Genomic DNA, 25,648 nt, shown 5'->3' with positions numbered 1-25,648 from the left:
TTCGTTCGGACAGTGCGCCTTCTTTTTCGGACGGTTCCTGAAGAACGTATTGGCCGGTTGCAGCACGAAGCGGGTCACGCACTGGCGCGGTTCGTCGCCAGTCCCGCTATCGCCTGCTCCAGAATCAACCGACTCCGAACTGTGCAGCGCATTGCGGATATCGAGCGTAGTTACCACCACCAGATATTCCGCATTGACGGTCGGCTGCGGATGATCTTCGAGCCAGAACGTCTTTCCGGTGGTCAGCCCGCGCAGATTACCGCGACCGGTCAGACGCAAGCCGCGGCAGCGCATCGCATCGACGCGCACGCTCGCGAGATAGCGCGCTTCGCTCTGCTGCCTGTTGGGTTTGCCCGATAACCCTTCCGCGCCCGCGAGCGGTTGTGAGTAGTCTCCCCATCCGAACTGCCCGATGTTGTCGTGAGCCGATCCGCTATGGCCGGCGAATTCACCGTCGAACCACTCGCCGGAGCGCGTGTAGTCGTAGTCATTCAGGCTGACCTTGCCCGTCGTGATCTGCCGCGAGACCCTGAGCCTGTAGATATGCTCCTCGTCCACGTGCCGGCTATCGGGCGCGCGATACCGGATCCGGTCATACACATTGCGATGCCGTTTGTGCGAGCCGGGACAATCGCACAGCACGAGGTTCATCCCGTCGAACCGGTAGTAGATGCCCCATTCCCGCCAGATACGCGTGAGGAATTCAAAGTCCGACTCCCACATCTGTCGCACGTAATCGCGTTTCGGATAAGGCTCTCCGGAACCGGGGCCACCCAGTTCTTTCACGACCGGATACGGATAGCGCTCGCCCAATATTCGATCAGTGATCTCGACGACGGTGGAATTCTGGAAAATCCTGCTGTCCCGGTTCTTTGTCGCCAGCCACAGCCAGGGCCGCACGGTGAAGCGGTAATACGCGCGCCGGTCATCAGTACCGAGATGTCTGACGCCAGTTATAAGGCCCGAAACCGTCCGGCTGGTGGCGCCGGCATCCTTCGCATCGCCGCGTTCCAGCCGACCCGCCAGGCCAGTCAGTCCGTTGTCCGAAAAATCAATCGAGATATCGACAACGGTCCCAATCAGCCTGTCCGGCACCACCAGTTCCTGCGCCTGCCACCGCGTGAGCGTCGGGCTCTCAACGGTCGCCACATCAAGTTCGTATCGATAAAGCTTCCCTAGCGCCTCAGTCCCGCGCAGCCGCAGCGCAGCCAGCACCGGCGCATTACCCCACGTGGGTAACGCATCGCCGGAGATTTCTAAAGTGCGGTCCTGAAATGGTTTGAGCATGCGAGTGACGAACCTGTCGAAAGTGCATCCCCAGTATCAACCCAAATTAAGCTAAAAGTTAGCGTGCGTAGGAGATTCGCTTGCGATAGATCAAGCATCGCGTTGATTAATTAGCTGCACGATCGCTTGCGCATCCGGCCGCTTGCGAAATGGCCGTGGCGCACGAGTCGCTATCTGTCCAGCGTCAGCAGTGCCGACACCGCGCGCGCCTCGTTTTATTTCGCAAGAACCCTACGCAAACCACCCGCCGCTGCCGACATCCAGACATCAGTTGCAATGTCTGAACGAACGTGACGGGAAGATTTACCGCGCCCCTTTATTCGCGAAGGTTTTCTTCTTCGACGCAGGCCGTCGATTGATAAGGATTCCAACGAATAAGCCAAAGGCGACCCGCCTCGCTCGCTCATCTCTCCCGCATCCCCTATCGCCTTTTTGTCCGGCCATGCCCGGCGTTGGATTGTTTTGTCATGGTTAAACGACGTGAATTTCTCGGTCTGCTGACTGCTGTCGGCGGCAGTGTCGTGCTAAGTGCTTGCGGTGGTGGCGGCGGTGGTTCGGAAGGCGACAGCAGCACCACCAATGCGGCGAACGCAACGAACGCGGCCAATACAACCAACGCGACGAGCTCGACTGCCTCGACTACGTCGGCACCGGGCACGTCCGTCATGAACACAAACGGCGCGACCAGCGGCAGCACGTCGACGACAACCGCAACGACAACAACGACCGGCAACGCGTCCACTACGCCGGCCACCGGAAGTGACAACACAGCCTCCAGCTCGTCGGGTACTTCCAGCGAAACAGGTTCAACCACCACCCCGCCCGGATCACCCGACGGCACGATGATCCCGCCGGCAACCTCGATCACCGACAGCCAGGGCGCCGTCTGGACCGTCGTGAACGGCTCCGTCTACCGCAACGGCGTTGCCGAAGGCAATACGTACAACGTATCGATGCTGATCTGGTATGGCGGCGTGATCTATCACGAAGGCACCGGCGGTCAGTTCTACGGCTGGAACGGTTCGAACTGGTTCGCGACCAACGATCCACGCCTGGGCGGCACGTCCGCGGACGGCACCACTATCCCCAACGCGTCGTACATCATCGATAAAGTCGGCGCGATCTGGACCGTCGCGAACGGCGTTGTACTGCGCAGCAAAGCGGCGGTCGGCACGACCTCGAATGTGGCGCTGTTGCTGTGGTACGGCGGCAAGCTCTGGTACCAATCGAGCGGCGGACAGTTCTATGTGTACACCGATTCCGATCAATGGCTGCCGTGCAGCGATCCGCGCACGCCGGTCTCGGCGGCGAGCGGCACGTTCCACGGTATCAACGGACACTACGACTACCGCTACTCGACCACAGCGCTCGTGTCGATCATGCAAAACCTCGGCTGCTCGACTTATCGGCTCGGCGTGACGAACGATGCGGCGCCACTCAATGCGGTCGTCAACCTCGCCAAAGCGTTCCAGCCGACGGGCTTGAAACTGTTCGCGCTGATCGACCTCGGCATCCGCGACGACAACAATGTACTGTTCACGAGCGAGTCGGCCGCTTACACGTGGGGCTGGCAAAACGGCGCGGCGATCGCCGCCGCGCTCGCGCCGCACGGCGTGACGATGTACGAGTGCGGCAACGAATTGACGCGCGATCCGGCCATCATTCGCGACTCCACCACCGCGGGGACCAAACTCGTCGACTTCAATAACGCGAACTGGCCGCTGATGCGCGGGGTCATGCGCGGAATGATCGACGGCGTGAAATCGATGCAGCCGAATGCGCAGTGTGGGATCAACTTCTGCGTCGCGGACGTCGCCGCGTCCGACGCGTTGTGGGATGGTGTGCAGCCCGACGGCACGAGCGGACACCCGACCGTGCGCTGGGATCTCACCACGTGGCACAACTACGAGGTCTACGGCGACCTCTTCAATATCGGCTCCGACGGTTCCGGGCCCGGTTTCGATCTGCCGACCTACTGCAAGGCGCGCTACGGCAAACCGTTTTTGATTACCGAATGGAATACGGGCCCGGAGAAGAGCCAGTCGTATCGCGCGGATTACATAACTTCTCGCTATGCGAGCTACTATCAGGCGCGCAAGACGAAGAATATCCAGTCCGCGATGTACTACGACCTCGATAGCGGTGACGCGACTTACGGGTTGATGATCGACGGCGTCACACTGAACCAGCCGTATAACGCGTTCGTGAGTTATATCGCGGGTCATCCGGATAACTGACGATATAGGGCGGCCCGGCCGCCGGTCGCCTGACTGGCCGATGTCACGGGAGCTTGCCGACGATCGCGGCGAATTCGTCTTTCGTGAACGCGCGCAGCGTTTGGGTGCGGACATTGCCCACGGAGCCGAGCGCGCATCCGAAGGACATGAAGCTTGGCTCGTCGGCGGCTTCGACGATCGTGACGATGTCGTACTCTCCCGTCGTCCAATAGATCTGCTTCATTTCGCAGCCAAAAGATCTGGCCAGCTCCGCCGCCTGGTCGGCCCGCTGCGGACTGTTTTTGACCGCACGGATGCCCTGGTCGGTGAATTGTGCAAGAACCACATACGTCAACATGATGATTCCCCTTACGAATAGCACGAGATGGCATTCACACGCGCGAGCCGGCTGGCGTGAGCAATTGCGATGGTGCGACCCGTACGCCGTCCGCGCGTAATCGCAGTGTAGGCAGTGGACGTGCGTGTCTGGCCGTTTGGACCGTCCGGGCTATAACAAGACGTATGCCGCCTGGGGTTCGACGCGGTGCGCGTGTCTTACGTATTCCTTTCATTGTTGCGGCGACGTCTGCCGCGCCGCCGTGATCAGGGCGAGGGGGATCGCCCGGCCGCCTTGCAATCCGTTGAATACCTCCCGGTAACCTCGGCTTTTCGAACGATTGACCGCCGGGCGGCTGCTCGACAATGCGTAGCTATGCGAGGCGAGCGCCGACGGCGCGGCTCCCTCCGGAACGACGAAACGGACTTCGTCATCACGCGCAATTTGTCGAGGCAGACATGCAAAGCAACATCACGATCACGGACGAACTGGTAGCTGAAATCGCAGACCGGATGGCTGACGAGGGCCAGAAGGTGTCTCCCGTAGCCATCTGGAACGAGGTGCATACCGGTTCGGTGGTCGCGGTGTCGGCGGCATTGCGCAAGTGGCGCGAAACGCGCGCGCCGAGGGTGCCGCAAGTGGTCGAGCGTCCGGCGTTGCCGGAGGCCGTCGCCGATACGATGCGCGGCGCGCTCGATCAGCTTTGGACGTCCGCGCAGGACGAAGCCGAGCGCGCAGTGGCGCGCCGCCTGACGACGATGCGCCAGCGTGTCGAGGACGCCAGCGCCGAGCGCGACGACGCGCTTGCCGAATTGCAGACGACGGTGCAGGAACTCGATTCGCTGCAAGTGCAACTGGATCAGATGAGCGTCGCGTACGACCAGAAGGTCGATGCGATGGCGGGCCTCGCGGAAGACATCGCACTGGCGGTGCAACGCGCCGACGCCGCGGAGAAGCGCGCGCAGGAACTGGCGGAGCGTGTGTCGCAACTCGAAGCGGAACTGGAGCGCGCGTTGTCGGAACTCAATGCGCAGCGTGAAGCATCCGCGCACGAGGCGACAGGCGCTGAGGCTGCAGAAACGGTGGCGAGCGAGTCGGTCGAAGGGGTTGCCGATACTCAGGATAGCGAAGCGGAGCGCGCGGCGCTGGAAGCGGCGCATGCGGAAGCGGTCGCGCGTCTCGAAGGCGAACTCGAAGCGATCCGCGCGAAGCTGCAGGAAGAGCAGGACGCGCACGCGGCGCGGCGGGAAGAGGCTGCCGGCGCGCAGGCCGAACGCGATGCCGCCGCACTGGAATTGCAGAACGCCCAGGCGCAGATCACCACGCTGACCGACGAGCGCAATGCGGACGCGTCGGAAATCGCGCGGCTGTCGGCAAGCCTGAGTGAAGCGCAGGAACGCGCCGACGCGGAGCAGCAGCGTGCGGCCGCGCTGGCGGAAAACTCGGCGGCGAGCGAGCCGGTAGAAAGCGCGAAGCCGGCGCCGGCAACGGTCGATTCGGAAGAACTCGAGACGTTGAAGGCGCAGATCGCGCGCGATGCACAAGCGCATGCCGCCGCGATCGCCGAAGCTCGCGAGACGGTCCAGAAGTGGTCCGAATACTCGAACGCGCTGAAGCAGCAACTGACGCAGGCGAACGAAAAGATGATGGTGGTGATGGCACGCGGCGCGGGCGAAGCGACGTTGAGCCGCCGCCTGTCGGCTGAACTGGGTCTGGTCAAGCCGGAGCATGAATTGCTGCAGAAGGCGGCTCAGCAGCAGGTAATCGTCGAAACGATCAATGCTCATCTCGAGAAGCTGGGCTATAGCTACGACGAGAAGACCGGCGCGGTGTCGAAGCTGAACGCGGAAACCGCGGTAGCCTGACAATCGGTTAGGAGTGTGAAAGGCGCGCCGTCGCGAGACGGCGCGCCTCGACGCTTAGAAGAACCCCAACGCCTCTGCCTGATAGCTGACCAGCAGGCACTTCGTCTGCTGATAGTTCGACAACGCCATCTTGTGCGTTTCGCGCCCGATACCCGACTGCTTGTAACCACCGAACGCCGCGTGCGCCGGATACAGGTGATAGCAGTTGGTCCACACCCGTCCCGCCTCGATCTCGCGACCCATCTTGTAGGCGCGCGTACCGTCGCGCGTCCACACGCCGGCGCCGAGACCGTAGTACGTGTCGTTCGCCAGATCGATCGCTTCCTGCTCGTTTTTGAACGTCATCACCGACGCGACCGGTCCGAAGATTTCCTCCTGGAACACGCGCATTTCGTTGGTGCCGAACAGCATCGTCGGCTTCACGTAGAAACCGGTATCGAGACCGGCGGCCGGCGTCGCGCGTGCGCCGCCGGTCAGGCAGCGCGCGCCTTCGTCGCGGCCGATGTCGATATACGACAGGATCTTGTCGAGTTGCTGCTGCGAGGCCTGCGCGCCGATCATCGTGTCCAGATTCAAAGGGTGACCGGCCTTGATGCGCTCGACACGCGCGACCGCTTTCTCGATGAAGCGCTCATAGATCGATTCCTGCACCAGCACGCGCGACGGACAGGTGCACACTTCACCCTGATTCAACGCGAACATCGCGAGACCTTCGAGCGCCTTGTCGAGAAATGCGTCGTCGCGATCGAGCACGTCGGCGAAGAAAATGTTCGGGCTCTTGCCGCCGAGTTCGACCGTCGACGGAATCAGGTTGTCCGCCGCCGCGTGCAAGATGCGTTTGCCGACCGGCGTCGAGCCGGTGAACGCGATCTTCGCGATGCGCTTGCTGGTGGCGAGCGCTTCGCCCGCTTCCTTGCCGAAGCCGTTGACGATATTGATCACGCCGGCCGGGAACAGGTCGCCGATCAGTTCCATCAGCACCAGCACCGAAGCGGGCGTCTGTTCGGCGGGCTTCATCACGACACAGCAGCCGGCCGCGAGCGCGGGCGCGAGCTTCCACGCGGCCATCAGCAGCGGGAAATTCCACGGGATGATCTGGCCGACCACGCCGACCGCCTCGTGGAAGTGATAGGCGACTGTGTTGTCGTCGATCTCTGAGATGCCGCCTTCCTGCGCGCGGATGCAGCCGGCGAAATAGCGAAAGTGATCGACCGCGAGCGGCAGGTCCGCGGCCATCGTTTCGCGTAGCGGCTTGCCGTTGTCGATCGTCTCGGCGACCGCGAGCAGCTTCAGATTCTTCTCCATCCGCCCGGCCACCGCGAGCAGCAGATTCGCGCGCTCCGCTACCGACGTCTTGCTCCATTTGCGGCGCGCCGCGTGCGCGGCGTCGATCGCGAGATCGATGTCGGCGGCGTTCGAGCGCGGCACGCTGCAAAACGGCTGACCGTTGATCGGCGATACGTTGTCGAAATAGTCGCCATTGACCGGGGCCACCCACTTGCCGCCGATGTAGTTCTCATAACGCTGCCGGTACGGATATTCGATGTCGAGGCCGAGGGCTTTCAGGTCAAACGGGTTCATCACGTGTCTCCGGTTCGTGAGTCGGAATCTGTCTGGGACGACCGTTGCAGGGTCGTTGCTCTACCCGGGGCCTATAAGGCACGAACCGTACCAATGCATCGAAGTGCGAAATTTCCGCGGTCGGGATCTGTTGCGCAGGCGGGACTGTTCCGTTTTGCAACAGTCGGGTGGGCAGCACTGTTCAGAAACGAGCCACGCGGTTCAGTGGTTCCGCGGCGGCGGACCGGCGTGGGGCGCCGGCGACGACTGACGTCACGCGATGCGAGCGTTCTGCAGAACGATCCATGCCGACCACGCCAGCAACGCAACGCCGAGCGGCGTGCCGATTGCGCGGCCCCAGCGGAAATTCTTCTCGATCGCCATGATCGCGCCCAGCGCCAGCATCCAGCCGACGCTGCCGGTACCGACCGCGAACATCACCAGCATCAGCGCCCAGCAGCAGCCGATGCAAAACACCCCGTGACGCACGCCGAGCAGAAAGCTCTCGCGGCGCGCGCTCCTGCCGCGCCAATGTTCGGCGATGAACATCAGCGGCGAGCGGCATTTATCGAGACAGCGCTGCTTGAGGCGGCTGAACTGATAGGCGCCCGCCAGCGCGACGATCGCCGCGCCGATCAGCCAGCCGTTCGCGAGCAAGGCGGGCGATCGATCCGCCAGCTGATGGAGCGTCGCATCGAAGCCGTGCGCGACCAGGCCGAACAACGCCCATGCGCTCGCGTAACCGGCGATCAGCAAAAGCATCAATGCGCGCGAGTTCTCGCGCGCGCTCGTCATGCGCGCGAATGTTTCGAACAGCGGGAAAGCGGTCGGCAACATCATCGCCGCGATCATCAGCAGCCATGCGGCGCTGTGCAGCGACGCCGCGAGCGTGAGGCTGGCACCGGGTGCCGCGCGGCATAGCGCGCCGATCAGCGGCAGCTCGGCCCAGCTCGCGTGACGCAGATAGCGCGCGTACGGCCCGGCGTCCCACAGCCATAGCGCGGCCCACGCGCTGGCCGTCAATGCGACGAACAGCGGCGCGAACAGTCGCGAGCGCGCGAGTGTTTTCACGACTCGAAGCTGAACGAACCCTGAATTGCGTTATGTCCGCTCAACGACAGGTCGAGATCGAGCTTGTCGTGCCGCAGACGGAAATAGTTCGCTTTGCCAACGAAAGCAGGCGAGCCAGGTATCGTCGAGAAGATGCTTTCGACCAGTTTGGTCGGCTCGCCGGTCGGGCCGCGATAGGGCTCCAGCTCGGCGTCGATCGTTTCGCCGACTTTCATCCTGCCCTTGCCGTCGACCACCGTGTATTCGATCGCCGCGCGATCGACCGACACGAGTTCGCCAATCAACTGCACGAGATCCGCGAGCGGGCCGCCGCGCTTGCCGCTATGGGCGGCGACGATCGCTTCGAATTGCGCGTCGCTCGCCCGTTCGTCGACGAACATCGCGACGCGCCAGCCGCCTTTCAGTACATTGCCGGGAATGAACGCCGCGAACGCGACGGTGAGGCCGGACACGTCGATGCCGTCGATCGTGCCAGTCTCGTAGTGGTAAGCGAGCGCGCTGCGACAGACGCCGTTATCCGGATCTTCGCCGATCCAGCACGGACATAACACTTTGCATTCGCATACTTCGAGGATGCTGCCCATCAGTTGATAGCTCATTTGCGCCTCCACTGCCGTTTTTATCCGGCCGGGAAGAACACTGCCGGACATCCTTTGTTTTAGGCGTTAAGCAGGCGCTAAGCAAAGTGCCGGACAGGCGGCGAAATGATTGAAGCGGCTTATACAATCGGTCGCCACGCCTGGTAGGACCTTGGTCCGATTGTGTCGATTCAGGGCGAGGAACGATGCTCGATGTGATGCATGAAGTGGTCACTTTTCGAAACGAGGTCCGTGCGATGTCAACAGCAAACAACGCAATTCGCGGGTTCGCAACCGGCCTGGTTGCGGTCGTTCTGGCGCTTGCTTCCGCGCACGCATGGTCCACGGAACAGGCTCAGCAACGCCGTGCCGGACGAGACGTGCGGCAGGAAACGCGCCAGGGCGCGCGCCACACCAAGCAGGATTGCCGCGCCGCCAATCAGACCAGCAATGCGCAATGCCGGCAGGACAAACGAAACACCAAGCAGGGCGGCCGGCAGGCGGCACGAGACATCAAGTACTGAGCGGGATCGACGCGAAGCGATTCTGACCGGGCAATTCAACATTGCCCGATCAGGATTGTCAGGGGAAAGATGGGGCGTCGCCGTGGTGCGCGGCGACGAGTGCGCAGGTTGGTGCAGCAGCTTTCCGTGCGGATCAGATGGCCGGCAGGCTTAGCATCTCACGCGCCTGCGCAGCGGTCGCGACCGGCCGGCCGTAGTCGCCGCACAACTTCGCGACTCGCTCGACCAGTTGCGCATTGCTCTTTGCCAGCGTGTCCTTGTCCCAGCGCACGTTGTCTTCGAGACCCGTGCGGCAGTGACCGCCCATTTCGAGCGTCCAGTGATTGACTTCCAGTTGGTGGCGGCCGATACCCGCGGCGGTCCAGGTCGCATCGGGCAGGAGCGCCTTCAGTTGTTGGACCTCGAATTCGAGGATCTCCCGGCGCGCGGGCAGCGCGTTTTTCACACCCATCACGAACTGCACGTGCACGGGCGATTTCAGCAGTCCCTGCTGAACGAGATCGACGGTGCTGTACAGCATCGCCAGATCGAAGATTTCGATTTCCGGTTTGACGTCGTAGTCGAGCATCGTCTGCGCAAGCGTACGCACGAAGTCGGGCGGGTTTTCGTAGACGGTCGTCGGGAAGTTGACCGAGCCGGTCGCGAGCGATGCCATATCCGGGCGCAGATCGAGCATCGCGCCGCGTTGCTCGAATGAACGGCCGCGGCCCCCGGTCGAGAACTGGATGATGATGTCGGGGCAGTGCTTGCGGATGCCTTCCTGCAAAGCGGCGAAACTGGAGCGGTCGGAACTGGAGTTTTCCTGTGCGTCGCGCACGTGCAGATGAACGAGCGATGCGCCGGCTTCGTACGCTTCATGGGTGCTTTCGATCTGCTCCGGGATCGTCACCGGTACAGCCGGATTGTCCTTCTTGCGCGGAACCGAGCCGGTGATGGCAACGGAGATAATGCAGGGTTCACTCATGGCTCTCACTCCCTTACTGGATTTTCGTCTCACCAAGGCGGCGAGCGTTCATGACCTCGCGGCCGGCATTGCGCGCACGAGTCATGTCGAGCAAGTCTAATTCAAATGGTGGGACCGAAGCGTCCAGGGAGGGTACCTATCGCGTGCATGCATGCGGGCGTGGATCGCGGGCGGTTCGCGCGCTGGAACGCTTCCAGAAGCCTCGCTCCGCTTTTTGCCCGAAGAGACTGGATTGCTTGCGTACCGCGATGCGCGCGGTGTGCGAAGTTCCATATCGGATCGGTCGCGATGCTGGCGCACCGTTGGGCTGGCTGGTTACTGATTTGGCGCTACCCTCCATGTGGAAGTATTTGAGGAATTCGAAATCGCCTTGGAGGACGTTCAAGCGTGTCGCGAAACTGTTGATGAGTTCGTGGGCATCGTCGCCTATGACACCGTAATCGTCTTCCAGGGTATCCGATGGCTCTATCCTTGTGCTAGCGAACTACGCCGCCGACCACGCGTTTAGCGGTGCGGCGCGATCGGGGCGCAGTTTGAACACCGCGACCGCGTCGCGCAGTGAGCCGGCCTGTTCGGCCAGCGCGTGCGCGGCGGCAGAAGCCTGCTCGACGAGCGCGGCATTTTGCTGGGTGACGTCGTCCATTTGCGTGACGGCCAAATTCACCTGTTCGATACCGTTGCGCTGTTCTTCCGACGCCAACGAGATTTCGGCGACTACGCCCGTCACACGCTGCACCGAGCCGACGATATCCGCGATCACGCTTTCGGCGTCGCGCACCAGCGTCGAACCGGTTTCCACGCGCTGCGTCGATTGCTCGATGAGCGTCTTGATCTCGCGGGCCGCCGCTGCGCTGCGTTGCGCGAGAGTTCGCACTTCGCCGGCTACCACCGCGAAGCCGCGGCCTTCTTCGCCCGCGCGGGCGGCTTCCACCGCCGCGTTCAGCGCGAGGATGTTGGTTTGAAATGCGATCGCGTCGATGACCGAGATGATCTCGCCGACCTTGCTCGAACTTTGCGCGATGCCGTGCATCGTTTCGACGACGCGCACCATCATCTGCCCGCCGCTCGCGGCGGTCTCGCGTGCTTCGTCTGCGAGAGACGCCGCGGTAGCCGCGTGATCGGCGTTTTGTCGAACGGTGGCCGTGAGTTCTTCCATGCTTGCCGCAGTCTGCTGGAGCGACGCCGCCTGCTCTTCGGTGCGCGACGACAGATCGAGATTGCCCGAAGCGATCTGCGCGCTTGCGGTCGCGACGCCTTCCGCATTTCGGCGCACCTTGCTGACGACATTCGCGAGGCTCGCTTGCATGTGTTTGAGCGCCGCGAGCAATTCGGCAATTTCGTCTTTGCCGTTCGCGTCGAATTCAAGCGACAGGTCGCCCGCCGCGACTGCTTGCGCGCATCCCAGTGCGCGCGCGAGTGGTCGCGACACGGTTCGGCTAAACAGGTAGCCGCCGACTGAAGCCAGCGCGAGCACGACCAGCATCAGTGCGATGCTGACGAGCGATGCACGTTGTGCGTCGCGATCGGCCAGCGCCGCGACTTGCGCGCTATCGGCGGCGATTTTCGCGGCGGCCTGTTCGAGCAGCGCGGCTGGTTCGCGATCGACGCCCGCGACGGCGTCATCGCCTGCCGATGGCGCGAAGCCTGCCGTTTTGAACGCTTCGAGGCCGCGCCGGTAGCCTGCGCCCATTGCGCGGTGTGCGGACGCGAAGCGCTGAATCAGATCGCGGCTTTCGCCTGCGGGAAGCTTTTGCTGGAGTTGGCCGGCGAGGTCGTCGACCTTGCTTTCACGCTTCTGGAAGTTATTCCAGTATTTGTCGAATTTGGCGGGGTCTTTGCCGCGTAGAAGCGTGTCTTTCCATTCCTGCACTTGCAGTTTGAACGTGATGAGCGTTTCCGACACCATCCGTTCGTTGGCGACGTTCTCGGCTACCGCGACCCGGTAGGTATCGATCGATCGGTTGAGCGCGAAAATGCCGTAGAGCGCGCCGGCGAACATGAGCACGAGCGCGATGAGAAAGGCGAGGGGGATTTTGACGCTGAGTTTCATCTGAGGATAGTGCAGGGGAGGGCGGGGCTTGCGCAGTTGTGCGAGCTAACGGCAGATTTGGCTAGAACTGGAGGGGGTTCTGCGAATTGTAGTTTTGGATTGTTACGTTTTGCCCCGCGCGGCGGCGCGTTTTGCCCTCAGCGAAAACGTTGTGCCAGATTGAGGTTTCAGGCACGTCGTCTGGACGTGAAGGCGTGGATTATTCGCTGTCGTCGGAATACAAGCCGTTGTAGGCGATTTGGCCCAGTTTGAAGCTGAAGCCGAGGCTGTCCTGGAGGCCGGCGTTTGTGCTCCCCATCACCAAGGCAGCAGGGGCACTCTATAGCTCTTCCAATGAACTCCGGCCGAGCTATTCCGAACATCAGGAGATAGCGGTTGACACCCAAAAGCATGAATGAACCGGTACCACCGAATAGATAGCCCGCTGCGCCCTCAAGGTAAATCGTGCCCCCTTCGAGACGGTTCGGGTTATCCAGATCTTCGCCTTGGAACGAACTGGTCAGGTATAGCGCGCCCGTGCCAGGAAACCCGGGTGTTGAGCTTGCGCCGGCGATCTCGCCTTTCTGAACGGTCACTTTCGGGAGGGCGAGTTTTGGAACGCGTAGCCACTTCGTCAATGTGCGAGCGAAGCCTGGCCCAAAGCCGCTGTACTTGTATTGGCATCTACGCCCCGACGGATCTTTCAATACGAACATGCCTACGTCGGCAGTAAAGGAGTCGAAATCAAATCCGGCGCCCGAACTGGTTTCGAAATTCCATGCGCTCTTTCTCAAATGAATCACTAAAATCGACCTCCTCTAAACTTCTCCCCACTCAGTCCCGTCGTCACGCAAAAGCTCGCCAACAATGCGAGAAACATTGTTGGTATCCATAGATCGAGGAAACGATCGAGCTTGACGGACTGTGCCGGGTTGTCAGGCGTGTAGCGGACGTTGACCGCTTGTCCCGCGTCGACTGACCACCACGTATTCGCTAACGCTTCGTAGCGGCTGCCATCCATTGCGAAAAATTCCACCACCGGATGAAACTTGCCGTATTGCAGTCGAACAACGCGGCCGGTCGTCACGACTGATGAGTTGTAGAACTCGAATGCCTTGTCGGCGGAAATCGCTGTTAGCAGAATCAGACATAGCCCCAACACCAACGCGAAATGATTTCGTGGTCGCTTCACCGTGCAAGGTTCTCCATGGTGTAGAAACGTGCGAAGACCATGCTTGAACGAATACATCCGCTGACTCGAAACCCGTTCACGATTCCCGGCGTCGCCAGATCTTCTTTCCGCTCAATCCCCACGTCATGAACAAGACCGTCAAGCCGCCGAAAACCGTGATCGGCAGCCAGAGATCAACGAACCGATTGAACGTAACGGGATAGGTGGGATCGTCAGGCTTATAGCGGAGCGCAATTGTTTGCCCAACCTCGACTGGCCAGCGTGTATGCGCTAAAGCCTCGCGGTGTTCTCCGCTTATTGCTACGAACTCCACTACCGGGTGACGTCCATCCGGCTCCAGTCGCACGATCTGGCCTGTCGTCGCGACGGACGATTTGTAGACGTTGAACGTCTTGTTTGCCGCGAGATCCGTTAGCACGAAGCACAGCAGTCCTACCGCCAGTGCGAAATAATTCTTGGTGCGTGTCACTGTTCGCGGTTCTCCTTGATGTCGAAACTCGCAGTGACAGTGCCTGCACTGGTGCCCGCGCCGCCTTGCAGCTTGTACTCCTGCTTGACCCTGGAGAACGACATGCTCACATGCTCGAAATAGCTGTTATCGAACACGATCGGTTCCACCGACGTGATCACAACGTTCTCCATTGTGATTTTCAGGAAATCCATCGGCACGCCACCGGCCTTGCGAGTAGTGAGTACGGCCGTCGGAATGCGCCTGCCGGTGAGGCAGTAACGCATCAGGTTTGGGCTGGAACGGTCGATTTGATGAACGAACTGGAGATCGACAATAGTTGCTTTGGGGGCGCCCGGGCTTGCCCCGGTCAACATGGACGATAGTTGTTCCATCTTCCAACGCCAGCTATTCACTTCAATTTCGTTTGGATGGAATTCGTCTTTTGATTCGCCTGCAATTCCATCGATCTTCACAAACATGTCCGACATTGCGCCTCCGAATAGCGATGCGGGTGAGTGCGTCGAGGCATCGTTGATCGGTTGCTGATGGGTGCGCATGCAGCGATTGCTGCGCCAACGATGTTTCACCCGCCGAGTCATTGTCGAGTGACGGGGAGTGGTCGTCGATAAATGAGACAGTCAGCAGGCAGTCAAAAGTCGCTTTTTTTCCCGGCGTGAGTGTTGCCATGCGACTGTGGGCTGTTCGTGAGGATCACCGGTAAAGCCCCACGGTATATGCGGTTCGGGGAACGTAAATACCGCGGATAATTTCGAGAAACCACACAGGAACTCAATGAGCGTAACCAAGCTAAAAAATATGTACAAACGTTACATCTGGTTCTATCGATCTCTCGCGGGGTGCTCGGAGCGAGGTCGGCTGCACTTGTTAGTTGGGCAATGGGTTGAACTTGTCGCGGCCGAAGTGAAGCGTCGCCGCAGTGGGTGCGCGGCCGATGCACGCGCTCTACTGCGCTCTGACTTGGAGGGGGACGGTGTGGGTATTTAGCGGCGATATGCGTGAGCGTTACCCAGCAGCCGCTTTCGCGGTCGCATGTGCTGCTCGCGACGGAAGAAGCGAAGGGCGCCGAGTGGATTGCTTCGCCGGTGAAGCGCTGGCGCGACGGATGACCGGCTTCGCCGGCCATTGCGTCGGGCGTAGGGCTTGATGCCTGGTCGGTTAGTGCTTCGTGGTGTCAGGCGGCACGACCGTGTTTGCGCGAGCGGACGATGCGTTTGTTTGCTTTGCTTTTTGCGCCGCATCGGCAAGCAGCTTCGCGGCGCGATTCGCGGTGATGCGGCTGTGCGGGACGCCCTTTGCGTCGAGAGCGATCACCTGAAACAGCTCACGGTCGCATTCCAGTTCCTGGTGATATTGCTCCGTCGTATCCAGCAGCAATTCGAGAAGCTTCTGCCGCTGCCGTCGTTCGTCGCGTGTGACCGCAGGATTTCGACATATCGTCGATGCCAGTCTGATCAGGGTCTCCAGCTGATTCACTTGACGATCGCATAGGTCGAATGCGGAAAGGGCAAGCTTTTCGTACTGGAGTGCGTCGACGGGGGGACGTGAAGCGGATTGGTTTTTGATGGACCTGGGCATGGTGCGATCTTCTCCCTGTTGCTTCCTAGATCGCCTGGTCACTCGCTTTTTGGGAAAGGGGGTGAGCGGGCACGAAGTAGGGTTGACAGACTGGCGTTGAAACGAAAACCAGCGAGCCTTGCGGCTCCCCTACCAAGGCCCGCCCATTGGGGTATAGACGTGCAGAGGTAGACGTACGCTTGCCTGGGCAAGCGTACGCGTTTCAACATTCAGGCTGTCAAACCTGGCCGCCGGGTGTTTCCCGGCGACTGGGTGATTATACGTCGCCTGCTATCTCGCATTTCGGCTTCTACGCTAAAACTGATTAAGAGATTAGAACGGTGGAGGCGACAAAGGGCTTGGTGGACTACACGTTTCATGCGCGATCACTCAACGGTTCTCACGCGGTGGCTCAGAACGCGGCATGCGAGCGCCGGCTTCCTGGACGGTCGATTTCTGCGATCGCATTCGAGTCAAAAAATGTTCACGACATTTGGCAGAGTCGCTATCAAGTTTGGCTCGCCGCAGCCGTAAGCAGAAAGGCGGGATGCGTGTATTGTGTTCTTCGGAAGGGTGAGATCGAGGCGTCTGCTATCAACAGCAGACGTCTTAGGTGAAATGCGAGAACGTAGCTTGCGGCCGATCGCACACGCTTGAAGTGCTATCCCGTGAGCGTCGTTCCGAAAGTTGGCGTGGTTGGGCAACCGCTCGCGGTGTCTTGACTTAGTGAGCGCAAAGGCCAAGGGGAGACCTCTGTTCGATATGTTGCCAAGACATTCAGACGGCCGTTCCATTCAGAAAGCGGTCATTTGATCATTGAGAGGGGCGTCGTGTCGTCGACCTTTGCGGTCATTGGGGCAATTGCCGGCCATGGGCCGCTATGGGTTGCTCTGCAGTCGTCAGACCGCCGATTACTTCGAATGACGATTTCGCCTGCGCCAAGGCACCACTCGCCCCTTGGCCGTCTTTAGAGCAAGCGCGACGTCAATGTCAGCTCTTCATGGGCATTGAACATTTCCGTTCGCGAATCATGTGGGGCGGTCATTAGGGATTGGGGGACTTGTCCCCTCGGTTCGTTGCCGTCACTGCGGGGCCCTCTTGGGGAGGGAGTCTCATGAAGGTCGGTTATTGCGCTCATTTGGCGGGGGCGCACTGGCCTCTGGGGCGGCACCCAAGTGGGGTGCGCGTTTGCCCTCCAGCCATTCAATCAATAGCCCCTGTAGCGCTGCGGTACGCTTTGCCATCTCGGGATCAGCGGGAAAGCCTGTCACCGTCATAGGCAACGACGTCTTACCCGTCAACAGGTCTAGCAATCCCTTGCGCAACAGGTCTTGTTCGGCCATGAGCATGCCTTGCCACTCAGGGAAATAGGCATGGTCCTGTAGTTCTGCCTCTCGAAACTTATATTTAAGGTGCGCCCCCATTGCCTTTAACAGAGACAGAAAGCGATCGATGCGCATCCGTTGCCATTGATCTGGGTGCGCCTTAGAGTCCGTGTTGAGGTGCATCAACAGGTCCGACCATGCTCCGGTAACGCTCTCTACCTTGTGGAACTCCAGCGGCACGGCATTCAAGGCGTTCACGTGATCGGGGGAGTTAGGCGTAGCGCGGGTACCCATCAACGCCCGGAAAACTGCTACTTGCCGGCGGTTGGTCTCGCCCCGGCGGTCCAGATATTTCTGGATTTGCACAGCTGCAATTGGCCCGCCGAACGTAGCAAGCACAATCGCCAAATCTCCCAACTTCAAAGTGGTGTCCATCGCGGCCCTCTTGCCTTGGTTCTCATGGTCGCAAGTCTGCCACAAGTGGGGAATCCAGCCCTGACGATGCAAAAACATAGCCCGTCGCAGGACGCCTCATTTACGCCCAACGCCCGGTTGATCTTTCATAGCCGGGACCGAGTCCGGTCCCGGGCGCCGTTTCCGACTCGCGACCCGGACCCGCCCGTGGCGACCTCATGATAGCTGCGACGACTTTCAAGGTGAAGCGACTTTCCCAATGTCAGAAAAACGCGTCAGGCCACGGTCCGTTTGAGGCCGACTGTACGCATTCAGCCCCCGTTAACGAAAGCCGCCGTTCGCTGCGTCAGCGGCAGCTTTGCGGCGCCATAACTGAACAGGTACAACCAGCCGTGAAGGGTCATTCGCTCGGCCTCGCCGCGTGGACATTTATGGACGCTCGATACGAGCAGCGTACCGGTCCGACCGTCCGCAGCGGCAGCACTATGCCGCGCAAGACGCATGGTCGCGATGCCCTGCTTGTCGAACCACGGTACCTGTACGGCGTGCGGGTGACCGATGACGGTCACCGCGAAAATTTGGAACGACACGTTCTTGCTAAACGAAGCATCCCTGCAAATTTCTTTGCACACGATCGCCATACACATATTGCGGCAATTATGCCGGGCAACCTGGAGCAGCCCCACGTATCTGAGGACACGAGGACTCTCTTAAAATAAGGGATAGTCTTGTGCCTAACAATAAGCCTAGTCATTACGTGGAACCCATCGAAATACTGAGTGAACCGGAGCGCCGTCGGCGGCGCACGGCGCAGGAAAAAATCGCCATCGTGCAGGAAACGCTGGAGGCCGGAGCATCGGTGTCGGCCGTGGCCCGTCGGCACGGCGTCAACGCCAACCAGGTGTTCGGCTGGCGCAAGCAATACCAGGAAGGCAGTCTGGCAGCAGTGAAAGCGGGCGAGACTGTCGTGCCGGCATCAGAGCTCGCCGCAGCCATCAAGGAAATCAAGGAACTGCAACGACTACTCGGGAAGAAGACGATGGAAGTCGAAATCCTGAAGGAAGCCGTGCAATGGGGTCGCTCAAAAAACCTGATTGCGCGCTCGCCCTTGCTGCCGGGGGACGACCATTGAAAACGGTCTGTGAAGTTCTCGGCGTGGCGCGCTCTGGCGTAGCAGCGAAACAGGCTCGCTCGTCCGATTGGCAAGATGGTCGTAGCGCCAGACCGACCGACGACACGGAATTGGTCGAGGAAATCCAGGCCCACGTAGCGCATCTGCCGACCTACGGCTACCGACGCATCTGGGCACTGCTGCGCCGCAGTCGAGAACAGACCAGCGCGCCATGCATCAACCACAAGCGTGTGTATCGCGTTATGCGTGAACACCAGTTGCTGTTGCGCCGTCCCGGCGTACGGCGAGACACGCGGCGGCATGACGGTCGCGTTGCCGTGGACCGCAGCGATACCCGCTGGTGCTCCGATGGCTTTGAGTTCCGGTGCGACGATGGCACGCCGCTGCGCGTAACGTTCGCGCTGGACTGCTGCGACCGGGAGGCGATTAGCTGGGCTGCGACAACTGGAGGCTATAGCGGCGACGTGGTGCGCGACGTGATGCTGGCTGCCGTCGAACAGCGCTTCAGCACCACGCAGGCCGCGCACTCCATCGAATGGCTGACGGACAACGGCTCGGCCTACATCGACCATCGCACGCGCAGCTTTGCGCGCGAACTGGGCCTGCAGCCACTGACCACGCCCGTGCGCTCGCCGCAGAGTAACGGTATGGCTGAGTCGTTCGTGAAGACCATGAAGCACAATTACGTCGCCTATATGGATAAGGCTGACGCGCCGACGGCCCTCTCGCGTCTGGCCGTTGCGTTTGAACACTACAATGAGCGCCACCCGCACAAAGCACTGAAATATCGCTCGCCTCGCGAGTTCAGGCGTGCAGCGGAGTCATCAATCTAACGGTGTCCGCCTGTCCTGAGTTACAGGGGCAACTCCACAACCTAAGCGACAATTCCAAAGTTCAATCAGATGGGCCGCCTCGCTGGCTTGTGTAGTCCGAATTCACTGGCTGTGGTTACCGGGGCTCGTACAGACGCTCAAGAGATACCGCAGCCATTCCACCTGTGGTCGAAAAGCGCGATTACAAAGAGCACTGGCGCGAAGGCATCCACGTATTTCGCAACCCCCGAGCGACTCACCCACTAGACCCCAACCTGTTCCAGCTTCAACATGCGAGGCGCCGTTGTCGTTCACAAATATGTCTTAACGTGTTTAAATCCCGGTTGGCATCGGAACGGCACCGGGCGGCCAACTGCTATGCTCCGTTCAGAAATATCCGTTGGTCAAGGCTAGCGTCTTAGCGTCCCGCCCCGGCACCAAGGCTGACCGAACGTGCCTGACACGCTCTAACCTCACAACTAATCCGCATTGATGGAGATCTGAGATTGCTCTCGCCGATTGCGCTAAACCTCATTATCAAACATTTCGACTCCATTGACCGGGCTCTGTCAAGCAAACTAGCTCGAACATCTCGACCGTGGGATGAAGCGGCCATCAATTTCCTATTCACTGATCTTTTCGATGAAAAAGTGCAAGAAGAATATTCGTTGATCTATCCACTTAAAAAGCTACGGAAGAAGCTTAACAAGATCGACGAAAAAACTTCCGTTGAGTTGCAGATTGACGCCCATTCCTATAGCTCGGCAGTGGAACATTATGTCACGCAGTCCGATATCGGCCTTGTGATCGAGTACAGAGACACGTTTCGCTCGACTAAAAGCCGCACCAGCGCGTGGTTGCTACAGGCGAAACGAGCTTTTCCTATCTCTAAAGTTCCTCTGGAGTATTCATCGCGATCCAAGTTCTCCTCAACAGACGCAGAGCAACAGCAACGGATCGACGAACTGCGTAAGTTTGTTGGAGAAGATTTCATCAAGTATCTTCTGTACTGTCCGCGCCCAGAATTCCTGGATGACGAAGAACGCTACGTACTTTCGTATCTGCGACGTGAGGCAACTGGCGACAGCATATTCGACTATGCCTTGGGCCTTGAATTGAGAGACGACATCATGAATGGCTCGCCAACCGTGGCCGCTGGCGTATTCGTTTCGAACACTAATGCACCGCCCAAAGACGTCGCTGGCGTGCACCAAGGTCTTTTCAAATCCAATATGCCTCTCTCTTGGTTTATTGCGCATCACTTTACCGCCGAGAGCTACTATCGATACGACGATATCCTTACGCAAGCTCACGATAACGACCTTGCGTTAAAAATCGTTACAGGAGATGAGAGCGTCATTCACGACATCGGGAAACACTTCGGAAAAGAGCTGGAGTTCCAAATATTCCCACCTGTCACTATTACGGTGACTGTCACCGATGGTCTGGATCTTCCAAATCGACGAGGATAGTCGGACGACAGCTTCACGTTGCTGCCATGACTCACACGTCGTGGCTGTCATGGCGCTGACGCGCCGTTAAAGCGACTCCTTTTTGAAGCTCAGTCGGATCCTTTCAATCTTGACGCTGAAACGATTTGGAGATTGGCCATTCTTCGAGTATGTGAGATGAGTCCACGAGGCAAGCGAGCGGTTTCGTCGAACAATGCGTCGGGAAACCTATGCACGTACCAGCGCTCGCGCCGCCGATCGCCAGATCAAGCACTTCGCTACACCACGTCAGTCAATGAAGATCCGGCTATTTCGATCGCGAAAGACACGTAACCGCGGGCAATTGCTCTGCGTCACTGGGCTTGGACCTTAGTCCCTTGATAGCCGCTGTGATGGACGCGGCAAGCCGCAAATGCTCTAACCAAGGGAATGCGACAGACTATTGCGGAGGCGAGAGTGATACTTCGCGCTCAACCGTCGCGCCGTCGGTAATCCGCCTGATTGCGGACGTTGCAGCCACTGTCCCCAAGTGTCGGTTAAGGCCGAACTCCCGTCCACCTATGGGAGTCGACGAATGACCGCTGAACCTTGCGGATTCAACCGGTCGATGCAACACTCCCGCTGCTCACGCAGCTTCCATTGTGTTGCATCGACCGGTTGAATCCGCACTTGAAATCCGGCGTAGATGTTGCCGTGGGTCGATCGGCAGCAAAGGGTCCGACAACACTCATTCGTCGAGCAAGCAAGAGATGGCTGACCGTCCTTTGCCACGCCGATAAACCCGTTCAAAAATGTACTTTGGTTGAGCGGATGAACCGCGGTTTTCAAGCAAATGTCACCTTCCCTGTCGTACCAACAAAAAAGCCCCAGCGTGCATCCCCACTGGGGCTTTCACATCAACCAACCCACCTCACTTATTAACCATCCTCGCCGGCACACTAATAGCGAGCAACCCGCCGAGCACCAAAAATGCGGCCAGCATATACATCCCCGAATCATTCGCCGAAGTAGCCTGCTTAAGCCACCCAACAGCATAGGGACTAAGAAACCCGGCGAGGTTACCAATAGAGTTAATCATCGCAATCCCTGCAGCAGCCCCGGTCCCGGCAAGAATCGCGGTAGGCAAACTCCAAAAAAGCGGCAGAGTAGTAAGAATCCCCATAGTCGCAAGCGTAAGCCCGGTCATAGCCAGCACCGTGTTATGCGTCCAGACAACAGAAAGCACCAACCCCACCGCCCCGAGAAAAGCCGGCAAAGCAATATGCCACCGCCGTTCCCTGGTGCGATCCGCACTGCGCGCCACAAACACCATAGCAACGACGGCAGCAGCAAACGGCACAGCCGAAAGCAACCCGATCAAGAACGCATCGGTAACCCCAGTAGATTTAATGATGGTAGGCAACCAGAAGCTCACCCCATAAAGCCCCATCACGAACGAGAAGTAAGTTAGGCTAAGCATCAAAACCCGCCCACTCGTGAGCACTTCCCGAATCGGCATATCGTGCTTGGTCGCCTCCTCAGCCGAAACCTGACTCTCAAGCAACCGCTTTTCCTCATCAGTAAGCCACTTCGCGTTAGCAATCCGATCATCGAGCATCACGAACACGACGATCCCGACCAGCACAGAAGGAATTCCTTCGAGCAGAAACAGCCACTGCCACCCGTGCCACCCATTGGTGCCATTAAAGTTCTTGAGAATGAACCCCGAAACCGGCCCGCCAATCACACCCGAAAGCGCAATCGCAGTCATAAACCACGTCGTCATCCGCCCGCGCCGATGCGCCGGATACCAATAGGTCAGGTAAAGAATAATCCCAGGAAAGAAGCCGGCCTCGGCGAGCCCGAGCAAAAACCGCATCACATAAAACATCGTCGGCGTCGTGACGAACATCGTCAGCATCGAGATCACGCCCCACGACACCATGATCCGTGCGATCCACACTCGTGCGCCGACCTTATGCAAGATCACATTGCTGGGAATCTCGAAGATGAAATACCCGACGAAGAAAATCCCCGCGCCAAACCCGTACACCGCATCGCTCAAGCCGAGGTCGGTACTCATCCCGAGCTTCGCGAAGCCGACGTTCACGCGATCCAGATACGCGACGATATAGCAGAGCATCAGCAGCGGCGCGAGCCGCCACGTGACCTTGCGATAGGTCGCCTCTTCGAAAGTGGAGGGCGGCGCGCCTGCGCCGGGGTGCTGAAGCGGATTTGCTGGGCTGGCCATCGGGTGTCTCCTCTTTTCTTGTCGAATTGAAGTACCGTCATCGATCGATTCTATCCGCGCCGGATCATTTGCAGACGAATCGAGATTGGGGGAAAACACTAACTTCGTACTGATCGCGGCGCGAGCCGAGCAGGCGGCGCCGCGACCAGAAACACCTGCAAAAAGCACCGTTACACGCAGCGCCCGCCATCCACTTCGAGGCACACGCCGGTGATGAACTCCGCTTCATCGGAAGCCAGATACAGCGCCGCGTTCGCAATATCCTGCGGCGTCGAAAAGCGTCCGAGCGGAATGCCCGCCAGAAACTTCTGCCGGTTCTGCGGCGTGTCCTCGACGCCCATGAACTCGGAAAGCAGTGCGGTTTCGCCGATCACCGGATTCACGCAATTCACGCGAATCCGGTCCGGCCCGAGTTCGACCGCAAGCGACTTGCTCGCGACGATCACCGCGCCCTTGCTGCCGTTGTACCAAACGAGGCCCGGGCGCGGCCGCACACCCGCCGTCGATGCGATATTGATGAAGCTGCCGCCGCCTTGCTCGCGAAAATACGGCACGAACTCCTGCACACTCCAGTAAATGCTCTTCACGTTCACCGCATAGACGCGGTCGAACTCCGCCTCGGTCACTTCGAGCACCGGCTTGTTGCGATGGGTAGTGCCCGCGTTATTGACGACGATCTGCACGCTGCCGAAGTCCTCGAGCGCCGCTTCGCGCAGCGTGCGCCAGTCGTCGCGTTGCGCGACGTTGCCTGCCACCGCGATCGCCTTGCCGCCCGCCAACGCGATCTCGCTCGCGACGCGCTCCGCCGCCGGCCCGTTGAGATCGTTGACCACGACGTTCGCGCCTTCGCGCGCAAAGGTCTTCGCGATGCCTTCGCCGAAACCCGAACCGCCGCCCGTGACGATGGCCGTTTTACCTGTCAACCGCATAATGTCTCCGTTATTAGTGATGCAGCCGTGATGCACATGTAGATGTGATGGATCGAACGATGTTCAGCGATGCGTTCGCCGCGCGCCTCGCTAGCCGTGGCGGATCGCAATCGTTTTCAACACGGTGAAGCCATACAGCGCCTCGAAGCCTTTTTCGCGGCCATGTCCCGAATGCTTGACGCCGCCGAACGGCAACTCGACGCCGCCACCCGCCCCATAGTTGTTGATGAACACCTGGCCGGAGCGTACGCGTCGCGCGAGCCGCATCTGGCGCGCGCCGTCGCGTGTCCAGATCCCCGCGACGAGGCCGAACTGCGTGCCGTTCGCGAGCGCGAGCGCTTCGGCTTCGTCGCTGAACGGCATCGCGGCGAGCACCGGGCCGAACACTTCATCGCGCGCGAGCCGGTGGCTGGCGGGCACGTCGCGCAACAGCGTCGGCGCCTGATAGAAGCCGCTTTCCGGTGCTTCGGCGATCACTTCGCCTTGCGCGGCCATCGCGACGCCGTCGTGTTGCGCATCGGAGAGAAAGTCCCACACGCGTTGCTGCTGCTTCGCGTTGATTAGCGGCCCGCAGTCGAGGTCGGCTTGCGACGGTCCCACGCGCAGCGCGTGGAACGCACCGGAGAGCCGGTCGAGCAGCGGCTCGTAAATCGACTGCTCGATCAGCACGCGGCTGCCGGCCGAGCAGGTTTGACCGGCGTTCTGCACGATCGCGGAAATAAGTACGGGCAGCGCGGCGTCGAGATCGGCGTCGGCGAATACGATTTGCGGCGACTTGCCGCCCAGTTCGAGCGTGACTGGTACGTGGTTCTCGGCGGCCATCTGCGTGACCAGCTTGCCGGTTTCGGGCGAGCCGGTGAACGAGATGTGATCGATGCCCGGATGACGCGCGAGCGCGGCGCCCGCATCGTGTCCGTAGCCGGTTACGACGTTCAGCGCGCCGGCCGGCAAGCCGGCTTCGGCCGCGAGTTCGGCGACGCGCAGCACCGACAGGCACGCGTCCTCGGCCGGTTTGACCACGCACGCGTTGCCGGTCGCGAGCGCCGCGCCGACGCTGCGCCCGAAAATCTGCATCGGGTAATTCCACGGCACGATGTGGCCGGTCACGCCGTGCGGCTCGCGGATCGTCAGCACCGTATAGCCGGCTTGATAGGGGAGGGTTTCGCCGTGCAGCTTGTCGGCCGCGCCGGCGTAGAACTCGAAATAGCGGACGAGGGCGGCCGAGTCGGCACGCGCCTGTTTGAGGGGCTTTCCGGTGTCGCGCGCTTCGAGTTGCGCGAGTTCTTCCTGGCGCGCGGCGACCAGCATCGACAGCCGGTACAGAATGCGGCCGCGTTCGGCGGCGCTCAGCGCGCCCCATGGGCCTTCGAACGCGCGGCGTGCCGCGTGCACGGCCGCGTCGATATCGGCCGCGGTGCCGCGCGCAAGACTCGTGAACGGCTGGCCGTCCGACGGATCGAGTACGGCGATCGTCTCGCCACCAGAAGCGGCGCACCACTCGCCGCCGATGAAATGCCGGGCTTCTTCCATGCATGCTCCTTCAGTTGACGCGCAGCGGCAGGTCAACTGCGCGCTGTTCACAAACCGGGACAACAGGCAAAGCATTCAAACCACAACCAAAGCACTTTCAACTCAGGTCCGACGCACAAACGGGACACGCTGTTCGATTATCGCGCCGATCCCGGGCGGGATGCCACCCGGTGATT

Annotated in this window: 22 protein-coding genes; 5 read left to right on the top strand and 17 right to left on the bottom strand. The window is 60.2% G+C overall.

Annotated features, from left to right (window positions below):
- A partial coding sequence (locus LJ656_RS27730) for a type VI secretion system Vgr family protein (RefSeq protein WP_268998805.1) occupies positions 1-1,287 on the bottom strand: 1,287 nt, incomplete at its 3' end.
- Positions 1,288-1,754: 467 nt separating this feature from the next.
- On the opposite strand from LJ656_RS27730, the gene LJ656_RS27725 reads away from it, so the two are divergent.
- A complete protein-coding gene (locus tag LJ656_RS27725) occupies positions 1,755-3,524 on the top strand; it encodes a hypothetical protein (RefSeq protein ID WP_230512723.1) in 1,770 nt (589 codons plus the stop codon).
- Positions 3,525-3,567: 43 nt separating this feature from the next.
- On the opposite strand, the gene LJ656_RS27720 is transcribed toward LJ656_RS27725, so the two are convergent.
- Complete coding sequence (locus tag LJ656_RS27720; protein ID WP_230512722.1) at positions 3,568-3,861, bottom strand: GYD domain-containing protein; 294 nt, start codon at positions 3,859-3,861, stop codon at positions 3,568-3,570.
- A gap of 437 nt (positions 3,862-4,298) precedes the next feature.
- On the opposite strand from LJ656_RS27720, the gene LJ656_RS27715 reads away from it, so the two are divergent.
- Complete coding sequence (locus LJ656_RS27715; protein WP_230512721.1) at positions 4,299-5,705, top strand: DNA-binding protein; 1,407 nt, start codon at positions 4,299-4,301, stop codon at positions 5,703-5,705.
- 54 nt (positions 5,706-5,759) lie between these two features.
- On the opposite strand, the gene LJ656_RS27710 is transcribed toward LJ656_RS27715, so the two are convergent.
- The 3 genes from LJ656_RS27710 to LJ656_RS27700 all read right to left on the bottom strand — a co-directional run bounded on the left by LJ656_RS27710 (position 5,760) and on the right by LJ656_RS27700 (position 8,935).
- Positions 5,760-7,286 carry an aldehyde dehydrogenase family protein gene (locus LJ656_RS27710; protein WP_230512720.1) on the bottom strand — a complete coding sequence of 509 codons (1,527 nt, stop codon included), beginning with the start codon at positions 7,284-7,286 and terminating at the stop codon, positions 5,760-5,762.
- 252 nt (positions 7,287-7,538) lie between these two features.
- Positions 7,539-8,336, bottom strand: coding sequence for a DUF2182 domain-containing protein (locus tag LJ656_RS27705; protein ID WP_230512719.1), 798 nt, complete (start codon positions 8,334-8,336; stop codon positions 7,539-7,541).
- The gene (locus LJ656_RS27700) at positions 8,333-8,935 is read right to left on the bottom strand and encodes a DUF1326 domain-containing protein (protein ID WP_230512718.1); all 603 of its coding nucleotides are present in this window, start codon (positions 8,933-8,935) and stop codon (positions 8,333-8,335) included. Before LJ656_RS27700 ends, LJ656_RS27705 begins: the two co-directional genes overlap by 4 nt.
- Before the next feature lie 185 nt (positions 8,936-9,120).
- Between LJ656_RS27700 and LJ656_RS27695 the strand changes: the two genes are divergently transcribed.
- Positions 9,121-9,438, top strand: a complete 318-nt coding sequence (locus tag LJ656_RS27695; RefSeq protein WP_425606026.1) for a hypothetical protein — start codon at positions 9,121-9,123, stop codon at positions 9,436-9,438.
- Between the two features lie 133 nt (positions 9,439-9,571).
- On the opposite strand, the gene LJ656_RS27690 is transcribed toward LJ656_RS27695, so the two are convergent.
- The 9 genes from LJ656_RS27690 to LJ656_RS27650 all read right to left on the bottom strand — a co-directional run bounded on the left by LJ656_RS27690 (position 9,572) and on the right by LJ656_RS27650 (position 18,029).
- Positions 9,572-10,402, bottom strand: a complete 831-nt coding sequence (locus LJ656_RS27690) for a 3-oxoadipate:acetyl-CoA acetyltransferase (protein ID WP_230512717.1) — start codon at positions 10,400-10,402, stop codon at positions 9,572-9,574.
- A 136-nt stretch (positions 10,403-10,538) separates the two neighbouring features.
- Positions 10,539-10,871, bottom strand: coding sequence for a DUF1493 family protein (locus tag LJ656_RS27685; RefSeq protein ID WP_329958908.1), 333 nt, complete (start codon positions 10,869-10,871; stop codon positions 10,539-10,541).
- A 15-nt stretch (positions 10,872-10,886) separates the two neighbouring features.
- Entirely contained in the window at positions 10,887-12,452 is a 1,566-nt protein-coding gene (locus LJ656_RS27680) for a methyl-accepting chemotaxis protein (RefSeq protein ID WP_230512716.1), read from the bottom strand.
- Between the two features lie 781 nt (positions 12,453-13,233).
- On the bottom strand, positions 13,234-13,680 hold the full coding sequence (locus LJ656_RS27675) for a DUF3592 domain-containing protein (protein ID WP_230512715.1): 447 nt from the start codon (positions 13,678-13,680) through the stop codon (positions 13,234-13,236).
- A 19-nt stretch (positions 13,681-13,699) separates the two neighbouring features.
- Complete coding sequence (locus LJ656_RS27670; RefSeq protein WP_230512714.1) at positions 13,700-14,092, bottom strand: DUF3592 domain-containing protein; 393 nt, start codon at positions 14,090-14,092, stop codon at positions 13,700-13,702.
- Entirely contained in the window at positions 14,089-14,562 is a 474-nt protein-coding gene (locus LJ656_RS27665; RefSeq protein WP_230512726.1) for an Hcp family type VI secretion system effector, read from the bottom strand. The genes LJ656_RS27670 and LJ656_RS27665 overlap by 4 nt, the downstream gene beginning before the upstream one ends.
- 688 nt (positions 14,563-15,250) lie before the next feature.
- On the bottom strand, positions 15,251-15,670 hold the full coding sequence (locus LJ656_RS27660) for a hypothetical protein (protein WP_230512713.1): 420 nt from the start codon (positions 15,668-15,670) through the stop codon (positions 15,251-15,253).
- Positions 15,671-16,761: 1,091 nt separating this feature from the next.
- The gene (locus LJ656_RS27655) at positions 16,762-17,409 is read right to left on the bottom strand and encodes a DUF6680 family protein (RefSeq protein WP_230512712.1); all 648 of its coding nucleotides are present in this window, start codon (positions 17,407-17,409) and stop codon (positions 16,762-16,764) included.
- Between the two features lie 290 nt (positions 17,410-17,699).
- The gene (locus LJ656_RS27650; RefSeq protein ID WP_230512711.1) at positions 17,700-18,029 is read right to left on the bottom strand and encodes a hypothetical protein; all 330 of its coding nucleotides are present in this window, start codon (positions 18,027-18,029) and stop codon (positions 17,700-17,702) included.
- Between the two features lie 125 nt (positions 18,030-18,154).
- Between LJ656_RS27650 and LJ656_RS27645 the strand changes: the two genes are divergently transcribed.
- Both LJ656_RS27645 and LJ656_RS27640 read left to right on the top strand, forming a co-directional pair.
- Positions 18,155-19,353 (top strand): IS3 family transposase gene (locus tag LJ656_RS27645; protein WP_230512725.1). Its coding sequence is split into 2 segments (ribosomal slippage): positions 18,155-18,470 and positions 18,470-19,353, totalling 1,200 coding nucleotides; the frame shifts between segments, so codons are not numbered across the junction.
- A gap of 485 nt (positions 19,354-19,838) precedes the next feature.
- Positions 19,839-20,804: a hypothetical protein gene (locus LJ656_RS27640; protein ID WP_230512710.1), complete on the top strand. Its 966-nt coding sequence runs from the start codon at positions 19,839-19,841 to the stop codon at positions 20,802-20,804.
- Between the two features lie 889 nt (positions 20,805-21,693).
- Here LJ656_RS27640 and LJ656_RS27635 read toward each other — a convergent pair.
- The 3 genes from LJ656_RS27635 to LJ656_RS27625 form a co-directional block, all read right to left on the bottom strand.
- Positions 21,694-23,013, bottom strand: coding sequence for an MFS transporter (locus tag LJ656_RS27635; protein WP_230512709.1), 1,320 nt, complete (start codon positions 23,011-23,013; stop codon positions 21,694-21,696).
- 170 nt (positions 23,014-23,183) lie between these two features.
- Complete coding sequence (locus LJ656_RS27630; protein WP_230512708.1) at positions 23,184-23,942, bottom strand: SDR family oxidoreductase; 759 nt, start codon at positions 23,940-23,942, stop codon at positions 23,184-23,186.
- A 90-nt stretch (positions 23,943-24,032) separates the two neighbouring features.
- Positions 24,033-25,472, bottom strand: a complete 1,440-nt coding sequence (locus LJ656_RS27625; protein WP_230512707.1) for an aldehyde dehydrogenase family protein — start codon at positions 25,470-25,472, stop codon at positions 24,033-24,035.
- Between the last annotated feature and the right edge of the window lie 176 nt (positions 25,473-25,648).

The sequence above is a fragment of the Paraburkholderia sejongensis genome (genome assembly GCF_020880815.1).
Taxonomy (GTDB): domain Bacteria; phylum Pseudomonadota; class Gammaproteobacteria; order Burkholderiales; family Burkholderiaceae; genus Paraburkholderia; species Paraburkholderia sejongensis.
Note: the sequence above shows the minus strand (reverse complement) of the source record. Positions and strands in the feature narration are given on the sequence as shown.